Source organism: Aestuariibaculum scopimerae, assembly GCF_059428085.1.
This window is the reverse complement of sequence record NZ_CM182089.1, coordinates 2,021,230-2,036,545: the sequence shown is the minus strand read 5'-3', so window position 1 is coordinate 2,036,545 and position 15,316 is coordinate 2,021,230. Positions and strand designations below refer to the sequence as shown.

Here is a 15,316-nt window from a genome sequence, read left to right as displayed (position 1 = left end):
GTTTTAACGACGACCCCCTCTGCCCCTAAAGTTCTCCCGCATTTCCTGTGTCTTTGTTTTTACTATGGCATCGTATGCTTTTTTAGTAACTTCTTTCCCTTTTGAGGGTACTTTTATATTGGTTTTATCTTCAGGGTTCAACACTATTTTTGAACATAAAATGGTGGTACGACCAGCATTAACTTCTAAAATCAAACCTGGAAGCCCCCAGTAGTCTCCTGGACCTTGGTTTATTGGAATTTGTAAGGTATACCATGCTACAATTTCTATATCTCTGGAAGTATCTTCATCTTCTTCACCAGAGGACCTTCTAAAGCGTCCAAAACCAGGATCCTCTATTGTTTTTGTAGCAGTTGCCTTAAAGCACATGTAACTTCCTATTTGCTTGGTTTCACCACTCATGGCCCAATTCAATTTTGGTAAGGTATCTTTTATTAAAAAGTTCTTCCCAAAAAACTCTTGCTCCTGTAACAAAAGTCCCCCTTTTATGTTTTTATATTGTGGTCCTCCAGTAAAACTACCCATCATAACACTCCAACGGCCACCACCACCTCCAGGGGTCTCTAACTTTTCTTCTTCGGTATAAATAGATTCTGTTTGATTGAATGTTAGGATATAGGTTTTTTCCAAAGCACTTCGCATACGTTCGGCAATTTGTTTTCTACGCTCATCACTCATTTGTTCGCCTCCAAAGTTGCTCATATCTACTGTGGTTTTACTTTGGTAATAGGCTTTACCTTGAAATTCTTTTTGTGCATATGAAACTGTATACCCAACCAGTAACAACCCTAAGATTCCATTTTTTATACTATTTATTTGCATTGAAGTCAGATTTAATTTTCCAATTAGACCCTTTTTGTATCAATAAGTTTAAATAGCATAAGCAAAATATTTATCCTCCAATTCTAATTCCAACACGCATCCCGCCATCATCAGCATGCCTACCATTGGCACTTTCCTCTTCTTCTTGCATACGTTTTTCTACAATAGATTCAAATTCTAATTGATTGACCACTTTCCCCTTTCTAGGCTCTTTGATGGTTATGGTATCTTTAGAGTTCAACGCAATTTTACTGCAAATAATGGTCTCCTGCCCATCATTTATCTCAAGAATCAACCCAGGTAAGCCTTGGTATTTTGCAGGTCCATTATTAACAGGTATTTGGGGTGTATACCAAGCTGTAACAACAACCTCTTTCATTTTAGGCACTGGGCTTACGTTTAAATCTTTATCCCCATTAATACTTATGGCGCTTTCCTCAACTTCTACCATACGTGTTAAAGTTGCCTTATAGCAACTATAATCACCAATATATTTGGTATCATTTTCCAATTTCCATTCTAATTTTTCCAGATGGTCCTTTACAAGAAATATTTTTCCAAATACTTCATTTTGTGATGTAAATCGATTTTCCTTAATGTTTTTGTACAATATATCTGAACCATCAGTAGATACAAACACTATACGCATATTACCTGTTTGTGGTGGCTCTAAACTTTCTTCTTCTTTATAAACAGAAGCTTCCTTGTTAAAATTAAGAATAAACGTTTTTTCAAACTGCTTCTTCAGCATTTCCAGCATACGCTGGTGCATATCCGAATTCATTTGCGTACTATCTAACGCAATGTCAATTTTTCGTTTTGTTTTGTATGTAGCCGCTCCTTGAAAATCTTGTGCAATACACAAAGTATGGCCCATTATTAAAACTAAAACACATATTGTTTTTAAAAATGTTGTCATAGCTGTTCGCTTTTAATTATTTGATATACAAATATGTCATGTATAATTTAAATCCATGGTTAACATGTGTTAACGTGTGTTAACTGCTTGGTTTTGTATGATTTTAAGGGTTATTTTTGACTTATGGATGGTTTGCGATATAAGGCTATTTTGTATGTTATAATTTCGGTAATTATAACCACTATTGGTATTCAAGTATATTGGAATTACCAACATTATCTAGCCAGTAAACAACAACTTATAAATGACGTACAGGCGAGTTTGGACAAATCTGTAGATGATTACTATACCCATCTAGCTAAGAAAACAACTATTGGGTTTGCATTTAGGGGAGATAGTATAAATAATAGAGATAACAAAAACTATAACCTTCATAAAGTCATTAAACGGATTAATGAGACCAACAATATGGTTTATAAGTCCGATAGCCTAAACCCCAAACCCTATAAAAGTATTTTCTTTTATAAAGACCCCCTTATACATAACGATACTATTAATGAAGTATTGGAAAATTACTCCTTATTAAAAGCAACGGATGCACTTCAATTAAAAAAAATTGAAATTCTTACCACTAAAGTTATTGTTTCTATTAGCAATGACACCCTAACCCTAAAACACATTGATAGCCTTTTAGGTATTGAACTTAAAAGAAAAGAAATCGATTTACAATACAGTTTAACTTTTAAAACAGAAAATAACAGCTTAAAACACTACAGTAACTATCCTCTAGAGAATACTAGTGTAAACACCTATGAACATTTATTGCACACATCTTCCAAATCCAGCTTTTTACCAAAGGAAAGTAAGCTAAACATCTATTTTAACAATGCAACCCGTGTTATTTTAAAACGCATTATGGGGGGATTCCTTATTTCCTTGGCACTTGTCTTGGCCGTTATTAGCTGCTTATTCTATTTATTAAGTATTATAAAGCACCAAAAACAACTGGCAGAAATAAAAAACGACCTGATTAGCAATATTACCCATGAATTTAAAACACCCATAGCTACTATTGGAGTTGCTATTGAAAGTATTAAAGCATTTGACACCATAAACAACAAAGAGAAAACAAAAACGTATTTAGACATGTCTTCACAGCAACTAACCAAGTTAAACACCATGGTTGAGAAAATACTTGAAACAGCTTCTTTAGACAGTGATAGTTTAAACTTAAATAAAGACACCAGCAATATTAGTAACATTATAGTTACGATTGCTGAAAAGCATCAAATACAAACTACAAAACAAATAATTTTAGATGTCCCAAAAAATGATGTATATGCCAAAGTTGATGTGTTCCATTTTGAAAACACCATTAATAACATATTAGATAATGCCATTAAATATGGTGGAAATACCATAAATATATCTTTAAAACAAAACACTTTAAATTTCACGGTTGTTATTTCTGATGATGGCAACATACTGACCAAATTGTCCAAAAACAAAGTATTTGAAAAGTTTTATCGAGTTCCAAAAGGCAATACACACAATGTAAAAGGGTATGGGATTGGTTTGTATTACGCCAAAAAAATTGCCGAGAAGCATGGTGGCACAATACAATTAGATATAGATAATGGTTTAACCAATTTTAAAATATCATTTCCCAATGCATAAACCAATAACCATTCTTTTAGCTGAAGATGAGCCTGCTTTAGGACTAATAATAAAGGAAAGTTTAGAAACAAGAAACTTTAATGTATTGCTTTGCGACGATGGAGAAAAGGCTTTGAGCACTTATAAAAACTGCAACCCAGAACTATTAGTTTTGGATGTTATGATGCCCAAAAAAGATGGTTTTACCTTGGCCAAGGAAATTAGAAGCATAGACGAGGCTATTCCTATTATATTCCTTACGGCTAAATCACAAACCCATGATATTGTTGAAGGGTTTAATATTGGAGGTAACGACTATTTAAAAAAGCCTTTTAGCATGGAAGAACTTATAGTACGCATAAACAACTTGCTCAATAGAAAAAACAACCAAAAAATACCTGAACTATTTCAAATCGGTTATTATACCTTTAACTTCCCAAAACAAACGCTTCAATTTAAAAACAGCAATACCTTTCAATTAACCCATAGAGAGGCCCACTTACTGTTTTATTTAATCAAGAACAAAAATGCTGTATTAAATCGGTCTGTTATCTTAAAAAAGTTGTGGGGCAATGACGATTTCTTCAATGCTAGAAGTATGGACGTATTTATTACTAAACTTAGAAAAAAATTACATCAAGACAAATCCATTCAAATTATAAATATTCGGGGGGTTGGCTATAAATTAATTTGTTAAAAACTGGTTTGATTTTTGTATTTTGCACACCACAATGAAATATTTATATTACCTCCTCACATTTTTATCATTCTCAGTACATTCTCAAGAGTTTATTGAAACTTCTTTTGTTAAAAAAACAACATTAAACGCTGATGCCTTAGTTAGTGTTAATAATTTTAAAACCATTTTTTACCTTTTTGACAATGTGTTGTTTAAAAAAAGTGAAGAAACCAAGAGTATTGATATTGGCTACAACAACTTTCAATTGGGGGACATTAGTTCCGTAAACACCTTTAACCCCTTAAAAATTAATGTTTTTTACAAAGATTTTAATACAGCTATTATATTGGATAACCGATTGGCGGAAATCTTTAAAATAGATTTTAACACCATTACACCTTATAAAAATATCTCTCATATTTCTACAGGACACGACAATACCATTTGGGTTTTTAACCAAAACACCCAACAGCTAGAGCTTTTTGATTATAAAACAAATTCTACCCGGGCCAAAACTTTACCTATAAAAAGTGAAATTCTGGATTTAAAAAGTAACTACAACACCTGTTTTTTACTTACCAAAAGGTATTTGTACGTTTATAATTATTTTGGAAGCCTTATTAAAAAAATGAAGAATGATGGTTACACATCGTTCATTGAAAATCAGGGTGATTTTGTTTTTAAAAAAGGAAACACCCTATTTTATTTGAAACAAGATAAAGGAAACGTCATTCCTATTAAATTACCAAATTTTTTAATAGAAGCGTTTTTTGTAACCGATGAAACCTTGTATATTTACAACAATGAAACCCTTTTCGAATTCCAAATAAAAATCGACTAACATTATGCATATTGCTATTGCCGGAAATATTGGCTCAGGAAAGACAACGCTCACTAAATTACTAGCAAAACATTATAAATGGGAAGCCCAACTGGAAGACGTTGTAGATAATCCATACTTAGACGATTTTTACAATCAAATGGAGCGGTGGAGTTTTAATTTACAAGTATACTTTTTAAACAGTAGGTTTCGGCAAGTGTTGCAAATTAGGGAAAGTGGTAAAGATATTATTCAAGACAGGACTATTTACGAAGATGCCCATATTTTTGCTCCAAACTTACACGCTATGGGGTTGCTTACCAATCGTGATTATGAAAACTATAAATCACTTTTTGATTTGATGGAATCTTTGGTACATGGTCCCGATGTTTTAATTTATTTGCGAAGTTCCATTCCTAATTTAGTTTCACAAATTCATAAACGTGGGCGCGATTATGAGAATTCCATAAGCATTGATTATCTAAGCAGGTTAAATGAGCGCTATGAAGCTTGGGTTCATGGCTACGACAAAGGAAAATTGCTTATTATTGATGTAGATAGATTGAATTTTGTAGACAAACCTGAAGATTTAGGTTACGTAATTAATACCATTGATGCTGAAATAAATGGGTTATTTTAATTACTCGTTTACCTTAATATAAGCTTTCGAAACTATATGATTTCCTGTTTGGGTAAATCCATCCAACACAATCTCAAAAGTGCCTTCTACATCAGAAGTGTAAAACATAATTGACTTGGTATTAGCATCCATTTGAATATTTGGCAGCCACAATAATTGGTTCCTGTAATCTGGGATTCTTTTCAAATCAACGTCTCCACTTTTATAATTCGGTTTGTAATATAGTTTTGGTCTTTCCGGAGCCTTAAGTGGCAATTCTACCATATTACTTCCGTTACTTACCAATCTAAAATCACCGTTTTTGGTTGTAACATCTATAATACCATTAAATATACTTGGTCCATAGAAGTAAATACCTCTAACAATACTTATTTTTTCAATTTTATGGGCTTCATAGTTAATAACATCTTCCGTATTTTGTATTAATACACCATCAAAAAGCACTAAAGGATCCCAATCTCTAAAATAATTACTTCGTTGTTCCTCATAATTAAACACCTTAAACTCAAAGCTGCCATTTTCTCTTCGCATAGCAGCTTCTTCTATAACTTCAATAAATGTCTCTTTTAAGGTTGGAAACCTTTTGTAATTATCCAAAACATAAACAACGCTTGGTTTGCCATAAAAAACACTTGGAGGTGCTTGGTTAATAATGCTATCCTGTTTAGAGTTTAGATAGGTATTTTCAATCTGGCTATATATGCTCTGCTTTAATAACCATTCTTTTATATTAGGATTTAAATATATGGTTTGAAAGTTTAAATCATTATAATACTGAAATGCAGCATCATCTAAAACAATCTTATAATCCTGGCTTTGCTCATCTAAAATTTGCATTAATACACTCCCATCGTTATAATTTTCATGCAGGTTTATATAAAATCTACCGGTTTGGTTTGTTTTAGCATTCTTATAGATAAAATTAGTTCCGGGAATGGATATTGAAACAATTTTATTAGGGGCCAAAGCATCATCTGCCTTAGATTTAACTACTCCAGATATAACTTCACCCCTAATTTCTGGCAGTACCCCATCATTGGACTTGTTTACAATATCAACGGCCTCACTGGCATCCAAATGTCTCTGAATTTTCACTGGACTGACTTTTCTAACAGACAAACTGAAGTTGCCCAGATCTGTTACACTTAAATTGCTGTTTAATTGTATTGAAACAAGACTCCTTGTATTGTAATCCTTAAATTCAGTAATAATGTCAATAGGTGAGTTATTCGATTTAATGGCATCTTGTTCGATATCTTTAACTTGAACACTGACCGATGCTTTTGTTACATTAATTTTGTTTGTATCGAACGGTATATAGGGATTAATAATGTAAATATCCTTCTCATAAAAAGGTTTAGAATTACTACTACTCATCCATTTGGTATAGGCCACCATTTTATAATGTCCTGTGGGTGCATTTGATGGAATAAAAAAATCACCCTGTCCTAGACCTTTACTCAATTTCAGTTTATGCTTAAAAAGTGGAGCGCCCTTTTCATCGATAAGCTCCACATACCCAATTTTGCTAATAGTACTGGGGCTATTATTATTTACCAAACTATATAACTTGTAGTAGAGTGCTTCACCAGCTATAAATATGTTAGTATTCAAACTTAAATACATATCCTCATTTGGTAATGTTTTAAGGTGGTTAGTCTCTTGTGCCAAGATAACATGGCTTAATAAACACAATACCATTGTGCTTACCATTGTTATATGTTTAATTAATCTTCCCAAAATACTGGTTTTATACTTGATGAAAATGTTGTGCAATCGCCACATTCTGGTCTTACAACAGAATATATTAAATCATTATTACCAACATATTTATAATTATCAAAAGTTAATAATTGATATAATAAATAGCGCTCATTAGGCTCGTCTGGCCCTATTTTATTATAATCTAAAACAGCTAATTCGCACTCATAAAAATAAGGGGGCATTGCTATATTAAAATCTGAGTAATTAAAATAAATTCTTTTTGAAGTTACAGACGATACATCAAAAAAGCCAATAACCTTTTCGCTTGAACTTTGCTGAGAAAACACATTCCCTTGAATAAAGCCAGGTTGGCTATCTACAAAAACACTTTCATCAGAACTGAGCGCTTTTAAAATTTTATAATAATTATTTGCATCAACAGATTGCACATATTGTTTTACTAAAATACTATATCGATCCCTTAAAATAGGGTCACCTACCGGTATAAAACGAACAGGAAATTGCTTAAGCGAATTTTCAGATAGGCCATTAACATTGGTAATTATAATTTTATTAGAATAATTGGATGAATAACATGTTTTTTGCTCTTCTGGTCTAGGTACCATCTCTAAATTATATTCAAGTGGAGGGTCTGGATCCTCACCAAATGTCAAATTGGTAATCACCGCATCATAATAAACAAAATAAGGCGCTACAATTTTATAGGTTTCTTCATATTCATACCTAAAAAACTGTGCATTCCCCAAATCTTCATTAGTATCTACCAAAACCTGAATTCCAGGTTCTCCATTTATGGTAATAGCCTCAGCATACAACCTATCTATCGTAGCCTTGGCAGCTAAAGATTCTTCTGAAGACACATATTGCTTTCCATCGACTGTGTTTATATAAAGCGTATAAGAGACCCCCTCTACTGCTTGAAATGCAGCAGTAGATGTATACAACCCATTAGCAGTTTCGGTGAAATTATAAACATTTTGGTTGCTGTCCTCTATCCTAACATTGGCATTATTTTCTAAAACAGGAAGGTCGTTTTCAAGTAAATAGGTTCTTGAAATTTTAATCTCCTGTGCTTTTAATTCATCCGTTATGGTTGCCTCAACAACAAGCGCATCCTCAAATGATTCTGTTTTCAATTCAAATTGTTCTGTACAACTTGTTAAGCCCAGACCAATTAAACTAATGACAACCATACTATATATTACATGTAATCTACGCATTTTTAGAACTTAAAATTATATGTTATTGTTGGAATGGGTATGGAAAATATAGACGATTTATAGCCTTTTATTTGACCGTTTTCATTCACAAAAAACACAGAGTAAGGATTGTTTCTTCCTAAAAGATTATAGACTGAAATGTTCCAGAAACTATGTGCCAATTTTACATTTTTGTGATTCCCTTCTATATTTAAACCAAGGTCGAGCCTATAATAATCTGGTACTCGGTACTTGTTCCTATCACTATACAACACATGCTCAATACCTCCATAGGTATATTTTCCAATGGGATATGTAATAGGTCTACCCGATTGGTAATTAAAATTGAATGAAATGCTATAACGTTTTGTAATTCTAAAATTAGAAACTAAACTTAAATCATGGGGCCTATCTTGGTTGGCTGCAAAATACTCACCGTTATTAACTCGATTTGTTAGAAACTCACTATCCAATTTTACCAATGTTCTGGAATAGGAATAGCCTAACCAGCCATTTAATCGGCCTTTTTTCTTCTTTATTAAAAACTCTACCCCATAGGCTTTTCCTGTACCTGGCAATAATTCGGTTTCAATATTTTCATTCAAGATCAATTCTGCACCAATTTTAAAATCAAGCAAATTCTTCATGCGCTTATAATAGCTCTCAAGACTAACTTCATAAAGGTCATCTTTAAGGTTTTTATACAAGCCCACCGAGTATTGGTCTGCCCGCTGTGGTTCAATATTAAGATCTGACAATTTCCACGAATCTACAGGAGAAGCAGTTGTATTTGTAGATAATAAATGAGAGTATTGAATAGTTTTATTGTACCCTGCTTTTATTGACATACTTGGGGACAAAAAATATCTACCAGAGAGGCGTACCTCAGGACCTCCATATGTTTTAATAATCTCATTATTGCCATATGTCTTGATATCTATAACACTTTCTTCACTTATGGGCAGATTGGGGTTGTAAATATTTTGAACACTTTTCCCCAATGCTGCGTACAAAGAATACCTAAAGCCAATATCCAACAACAATTTATCATTCACTTCAAATAAATCTGAGATAAACACTGCCGATTCTAAGCCTTTTTCACTTTCCACATGCCTACTCTCTATAACAGACTGATTGCCTAAAGGTTTCATGTCTCCCGGCTGTATATCATATAATTTACTACTTAATCCATAACTGATTTTATGCGCTTTGCTGTGATTATAGTTAGCCATTAATTTTAACTGTGTTTCGTTAATATTGTAACCATAATCAAAATTTCTATTAAAATCGCCTTCATAAATTATATTGAATTTATACTGGCTATTGGCCAATTGTAATGTTGCCCTATTCTTGTCATTGAACTTATGGTCCCACTTGATAGAAGCTAGGCGATTGCTGTAACTGAATACAGAATCTGACGAGATACTAAACTCATCGTGACTAAGATAGCCTGTTGCCTGTAAGGAGTTATTTTCATTTATCTTGTGGTCGTATTTTAAAACCGCATCGTAAAAAGATGCTCGACTATTTTTAATGGATTCTTCTTTTATAGATTTAAGAACCCAATCTGAATAGGTAGCCCTTACCCCCGCCATTACAGAAATTTTATCCTTCACTATAGGCGTCTCTAAAGTTAAATTTCCAGTAATGGGCCCTATGTTACCCTCTCCTGCAAAAGATTCCATATTGGCTTCTTTTGTTGAAATGTCTATTACAGATGATAAACGCCCCCCAAATTCTGCAGGTATGCTACCTTTATAGATATCAACACTTCCAGTAACAAATGGATTGATAGCAGAAAACACTCCAAAAAAATGGGAGGGGTTGTACATTACTGCATTATCAAAAAGAATTAAATTTTGATCTACTTTACCTCCCCTAACATTATATCCCAAAGCGCCTTCACCTGCTGTTTTTATCCCGGGCATGGTAGTGGCTACTTTTAAAATATCACGCTCTCCCAATACTAAGGGTATATTCTTTATTCCTTCTACATCTATTTTGGTAACACCCACTAAGGCTTTCTTTATGTTATCATCTTTATTGGACTCTATGACTACTTCTTCCAATTGTTCAAGAGACTCTTCAAGACTGAAATTTAAGGTACCATCACCATAAACAATTATTTCTTTTTGTTGCTTGCCATAAGACAACGAAGAGGTTTCTAAAATATTAAACCCTGAAGGGAGCTTTAACGAATAAAATCCATTAGCATCGGTTGAGGCATTAGCATTTTCCCCAGTCACAAAAACAGCTAGATTTTCAATGGGTCTACCCGTTTTAAAATCTGTTATATATCCTGAAACCATAAACTCATTTTTTGAAGATGCCTTATTTTCTTTACCTATGGCATATACCTTGCCTGTATTGTTTGCCGAACTTTGTACAAACTGTTTTTGTAGTACTGGAGGTTTAATATTGTCTTCCTCTTGCTTTTCATCAGTTCCAAAAAAATTGAGAGGCAGTTCGTTTACTATCGCGTTGTTTTTGGTAAGCACAATTCTTTTGTCCAACAAAATGTAATTTAATTGTGTATCTTCCAATATACCTTCTACAATGGTAGTAACTTCAACATTATTAAAAGTTTTTGTTATTAAGGAATTATCAAACCAATCCTTATCAAAATAAAACACAAAATCTACCTCACGTTCTAATTGTAAAATGGCATCGATACGCGTAACATCGTTAAAACTTATTGATACTTTTTTGTTGGATTGACTATGGCTGGTTTGTAAAAACACCAATAAAAGCAATGCAAAAAATATTCTTTTTATAATCATATATAGTACTGTCTATAATTATCTTTCTATGCTCGTTAAGAGCCTAACTAAAAATTGGTGCTTATTGTTTCTGTATTGTCTTTTGTTAGTTTTGTAAAATGCTTCTATCTGATTCTTTTTTTCTGGTATGGCCTTTATAAGGTCTCTTAATTTATCAACTTTATAAAAGACTTCTTTGTTTTGCAAAACATAGGTATTGTGATCTGTAAAAACATAAAAGACCTTTTTGTTACGTATTTTTTCTATCTTTTTCTTTTCATACTTAATATAAAATGAATAGGTATTACCCTTATAAGCTTCCCTAAAATAACCATTACCATAAAAAGGCTCTAAGGTCTTGTTAAAGGAAAGTCTAACAAATTTATCCTGGTTTACAACAAATGATTCGACCAACGAAGGGTTTAAACTTAAGTTATTGACTTTAACATTTACAAACTCAATAACTATTAAGTCTCTTAACAAATCGTATTTCATTTTTAAATCGTAAAATGGCTGTCCGTTATAAACAACAAATCCATTTACAAAATCAAATGAGTAATAAAATTTGTGATTATCTGATTTTAGGCTTCTAAATTCATCCACATATTCTAAGCCATTATAAATATCACTGTTTTCTGTAAGTGTAGATGCATCATAAAATTTATAATACTGTTTACTTGGTATTGCCGATTGTGATTGTGATTGTGAAAAACAAAAATTAACTACTAATAAACCATGAAGAATAACAACATAAAAATAGTCACGCATGCGGGGTCGTTTTTTCTTTAAAATTAATATTATTTTAATATTTGACACATAGAAAACAAACAATTAACATTTGTTCTGTGAATTCTTACTTTATTATGCGTTAAAAACAAAACTTTTACAGTATTTTAAAGCGCTAAATTATAAGGGTTGCATGTGTAATAATTGTAAAAAAGAGACATTGGTAATCTTTTATGTTTAAGATAGCACATATAAGCAAAAAACCACACTTATAAGTGTGGTTTTAAGTATATAAAATTAAGTAGTTGCGTTATTTAATGGTTTCTTCTATAACAGTTGCCACATTATTTTCTAAGGCTTCAAGATTTGCTTTCACTTCTGCTTCACTTCCTTCAAAGGTTTTATAGCTAGTGGATTGTTCGCCATTATTTGTGGTTATGGTTTTTACAACTGCTTTAACAGTACCATCTTCATTTTTATTCATATCCACCTTTACTTCCTTTACTACCTCAACTTTTTCTTGTACACTATCTGATACATATGCCGTAACAACATCTGAAGATAATGCTATACTTGGCGCAATAACCAAAGCTACTACCGACATTAATTTCAATAAAATATTTAATGAAGGCCCTGATGTATCTTTAAATGGATCGCCTACTGTATCACCTACTACGGCTGCTTTATGAGCCTCTGTACCTTTTCTACCTTGTTCTTCTATGGTTTTCTTGGCATTGTCCCAAGCACCTCCAGCATTTGATTGAAAAATAGCCATAAGTACACCGCAAGTAGTAACTCCTGCCAGCAAGCCTCCTAACATTTCTGCACCACCAATAAAACCAACTGCTACTGGTACTGCAATAGCCAACAAGCCTGGTAATACCATTTCTTTTATAGATGCCTTTGTTGATATAGCCACACACTTATCGTATTCTGCACAACCATCTGCAGCATCAAAAATTGCCCTATCTTCTTTAGAAGCCTTACTCATATCGGAGTCATACTTGCGCATCACTTCTAAAGCAGCTTTAAGTTGTGGAATATCTCTAAACTGACGACGCACCTCTTCAATCATAGACATGGCAGCACGACCTACAGCATTCATAGATAAAGCGGAAAACACAAACGGCAACATACCACCCACCAGTAATCCTGCCATAATATCAGGCTGTGATACGTCAATAGCTATTACATTGGCTGTTTTCATAAAAGCAGCAAATAATGCCAATGCCGTAAGCGCAGCAGAAGCAATGGCGAAACCTTTGCCAATAGCGGCCGTGGTATTACCAACGGCATCTAATTTATCGGTTCGCTCACGTACTTCACTTGGTAACTCTGCCATTTCTGCTATACCTCCAGCATTATCTGATATGGGTCCGTAAGCATCAACAGCTAACTGAATGCCTGTATTTGCCAACATACCTACTGCTGCAATAGCTATACCATATAAACCTGCAAAATAATGGGATACCAAAATAGCAGCTGCAATTAGTAAAATTGGAATTGCAGTAGACATCATTCCAATGCCCAGTCCGGCTATTATGTTTGTTGCAGAACCTGTTTCAGATTGCTTTACGATAGAATTTACTGGTGCCTTTCCTGTACCCGTATAATATTCGGTTACTTTACCAACGGCCAATCCAGCTACCAAGCCTGCAATGGTTGCCCAAAAAACCCCCATAGCACCAAAAGGTAAGCCTTCAACTGTTTCTGGAAGTAATGCGGTTATAACAAAATAGGATGCTATAACCATTAATCCTGCTGAACCAAATTCTCCAATATTTAATGCTGTTTGCGGATTTCCGCCATCTTTTACTTTTACAAAAAAGGTTCCTATAATAGACATAATAATACCTATTGCTGCCAACACTAATGGTAAATATACAGCTCCTAAGCCTGCAAAATCGGGTGTTATTATAAAAGCTCCCAGCACCATAGTCCCTATTATAGACCCTACATACGATTCAAACAAATCGGCTCCCATACCAGCAACATCTCCAACGTTATCTCCAACGTTATCAGCAATGGTTGCAGGGTTTAAAGGATGGTCTTCTGGTATTCCTGCCTCTACTTTACCTACTAAATCAGCGCCAACATCGGCAGCCTTGGTGTAAATACCGCCTCCTACACGTGCAAATAGCGCTATAGATGAAGCTCCTAATGAAAAGCCAGAAAGCACATTAAGCACTTCATTTAACCCCCAGCCCATTTCACTATAAATCATAAACAAACTGCTTAAGCCCAAAACGCCTAAGCCAACCACGCCTAGTCCCATAACGGCACCACCGGCAAAGGCAACTTCTAATGCTTTTCCTAAGGATGTTCTAGCTGCACTGGTAGTTCTAACGTTAGCTTTGGTAGCTACTTTCATACCTATAAAGCCTGCTAAAGCTGAACAAATAGCCCCAACAATAAAGGAAACAGCTACCATACCGTTGGACCCTACTTCGTTAGCGCCTTTAAAATAGAGTAGAATAGCAACTGCTATAACAAATACTGATAAAATTTTATATTCTGCCTTAAGGAAAGACATGGCGCCATCGGCAATATTTTTAGCAATCCTGATCATGCGATCTGTTCCTTGATCTTGCTTTGCTACCCAAGCACTTTTAATAAATACAAACGCTAGTGCTAATACACCAAACAGCGGTAAAAATTTTATTATTAAATCCATATGAAATTAGTTGGTTTTAAGTTAATATCATAAACTCTTTTCTGGAGTTCTTTTTTTAAACGTCGCTAAAAATAGTAAAATATAAGTGATAAAAAAAACCACCTTTGTTTTAAGATGGTTCATTTTTTTCGTAATATTTTGTGAATCTTTTAATTTATATAGTAAAGGTTCTTTTTTTCTTGTGGTCACTCTCTTCATACCTTTTAACACATTCGTGGTAAATCTTTACGGCTTCATCGGCATTTCCCCAGCCACCAACATCTACTTTTTTCTTTTCTAAATCCTTATATACTTGAAAAAAGTGTTCAATTTCTTTTAATCTATGTGGGTTTAAATCACTAATATCTTTGTTCTTGCTCCAAATAGGATCTGATACGGGTACACAAATTACTTTCTCATCTGGGCCTTTTTCGTCGGTCATATGAAAAACACCTATGGGTCTCACTTCCATAACTACCATTGGGTATGTAGGTTGGTGCCCTAACACCAATACATCTAAGGGGTCTTGGTCTAAAGCTAAAGTTTCTGGAACAAACCCATAATCGCCTGGATACATCATGGATGAAAACAACATGCGATCGAACCTAATTTTATGTAATGTAAAATCGTATTCGTATTTATTTCTACTGCCTTTTGGTATCTCTATCAATACATCAAAAGTTACTGTTTTATCTATACTCATTCTATATTCAATTTAAGGTGCAAAGGTACTGATTGGTTTGGGTTGGTGCAAGGTTTTGTTATTGGATTTTGTTTT

Annotated in this window: 12 protein-coding genes; 4 read left to right on the top strand and 8 right to left on the bottom strand. The window is 33.7% G+C overall.

The window, feature by feature from the left end:
* Positions 1–3: 3 nt before the first annotated feature.
* Positions 4–822, bottom strand: coding sequence for a GLPGLI family protein (locus tag AC5SR4_RS08790; RefSeq protein ID WP_495355872.1), 819 nt, complete (start codon positions 820–822; stop codon positions 4–6).
* A 70-nt stretch (positions 823–892) separates the two neighbouring features.
* A complete protein-coding gene (locus tag AC5SR4_RS08785) occupies positions 893–1,741 on the bottom strand; it encodes a GLPGLI family protein (protein ID WP_495355871.1) in 849 nt (282 codons plus the stop codon).
* 123 nt (positions 1,742–1,864) lie between these two features.
* On the opposite strand from AC5SR4_RS08785, the gene AC5SR4_RS08780 reads away from it, so the two are divergent.
* The 4 genes from AC5SR4_RS08780 to AC5SR4_RS08765 are packed head-to-tail and all read left to right on the top strand — an operon-like array spanning position 1,865 to position 5,476.
* Positions 1,865–3,358 carry a sensor histidine kinase gene (locus AC5SR4_RS08780; protein WP_495355870.1) on the top strand — a complete coding sequence of 498 codons (1,494 nt, stop codon included), beginning with the start codon at positions 1,865–1,867 and terminating at the stop codon, positions 3,356–3,358.
* Positions 3,351–4,034, top strand: a complete 684-nt coding sequence (locus tag AC5SR4_RS08775; protein WP_495355869.1) for a response regulator transcription factor — start codon at positions 3,351–3,353, stop codon at positions 4,032–4,034. Before AC5SR4_RS08780 ends, AC5SR4_RS08775 begins: the two co-directional genes overlap by 8 nt.
* A gap of 34 nt (positions 4,035–4,068) precedes the next feature.
* Positions 4,069–4,857 carry a hypothetical protein gene (locus AC5SR4_RS08770; protein ID WP_495355868.1) on the top strand — a complete coding sequence of 263 codons (789 nt, stop codon included), beginning with the start codon at positions 4,069–4,071 and terminating at the stop codon, positions 4,855–4,857.
* Between the two features lie 4 nt (positions 4,858–4,861).
* A complete protein-coding gene (locus AC5SR4_RS08765) occupies positions 4,862–5,476 on the top strand; it encodes a deoxynucleoside kinase (protein ID WP_495355867.1) in 615 nt (204 codons plus the stop codon).
* Here AC5SR4_RS08765 and AC5SR4_RS08760 read toward each other — a convergent pair whose 3' ends face one another.
* The 6 genes from AC5SR4_RS08760 to AC5SR4_RS08735 all read right to left on the bottom strand — a co-directional run bounded on the left by AC5SR4_RS08760 (position 5,477) and on the right by AC5SR4_RS08735 (position 15,241).
* The gene (locus AC5SR4_RS08760; protein ID WP_495355866.1) at positions 5,477–7,189 is read right to left on the bottom strand and encodes a hypothetical protein; all 1,713 of its coding nucleotides are present in this window, start codon (positions 7,187–7,189) and stop codon (positions 5,477–5,479) included.
* A 14-nt stretch (positions 7,190–7,203) separates the two neighbouring features.
* Positions 7,204–8,421: a DUF4249 domain-containing protein gene (locus tag AC5SR4_RS08755; RefSeq protein ID WP_495355865.1), complete on the bottom strand. Its 1,218-nt coding sequence runs from the start codon at positions 8,419–8,421 to the stop codon at positions 7,204–7,206.
* A gap of 2 nt (positions 8,422–8,423) precedes the next feature.
* A complete protein-coding gene (locus tag AC5SR4_RS08750; RefSeq protein WP_495355864.1) occupies positions 8,424–11,180 on the bottom strand; it encodes a TonB-dependent receptor in 2,757 nt (918 codons plus the stop codon).
* An 18-nt stretch (positions 11,181–11,198) separates the two neighbouring features.
* Positions 11,199–11,927: a hypothetical protein gene (locus AC5SR4_RS08745; RefSeq protein WP_495355863.1), complete on the bottom strand. Its 729-nt coding sequence runs from the start codon at positions 11,925–11,927 to the stop codon at positions 11,199–11,201.
* A 268-nt stretch (positions 11,928–12,195) separates the two neighbouring features.
* Positions 12,196–14,559: a sodium-translocating pyrophosphatase gene (locus AC5SR4_RS08740; protein ID WP_495355862.1), complete on the bottom strand. Its 2,364-nt coding sequence runs from the start codon at positions 14,557–14,559 to the stop codon at positions 12,196–12,198.
* A 154-nt stretch (positions 14,560–14,713) separates the two neighbouring features.
* Positions 14,714–15,241 carry an inorganic diphosphatase gene (locus tag AC5SR4_RS08735; protein WP_495355861.1) on the bottom strand — a complete coding sequence of 176 codons (528 nt, stop codon included), beginning with the start codon at positions 15,239–15,241 and terminating at the stop codon, positions 14,714–14,716.
* Positions 15,242–15,316: the final 75 nt, after the last annotated feature.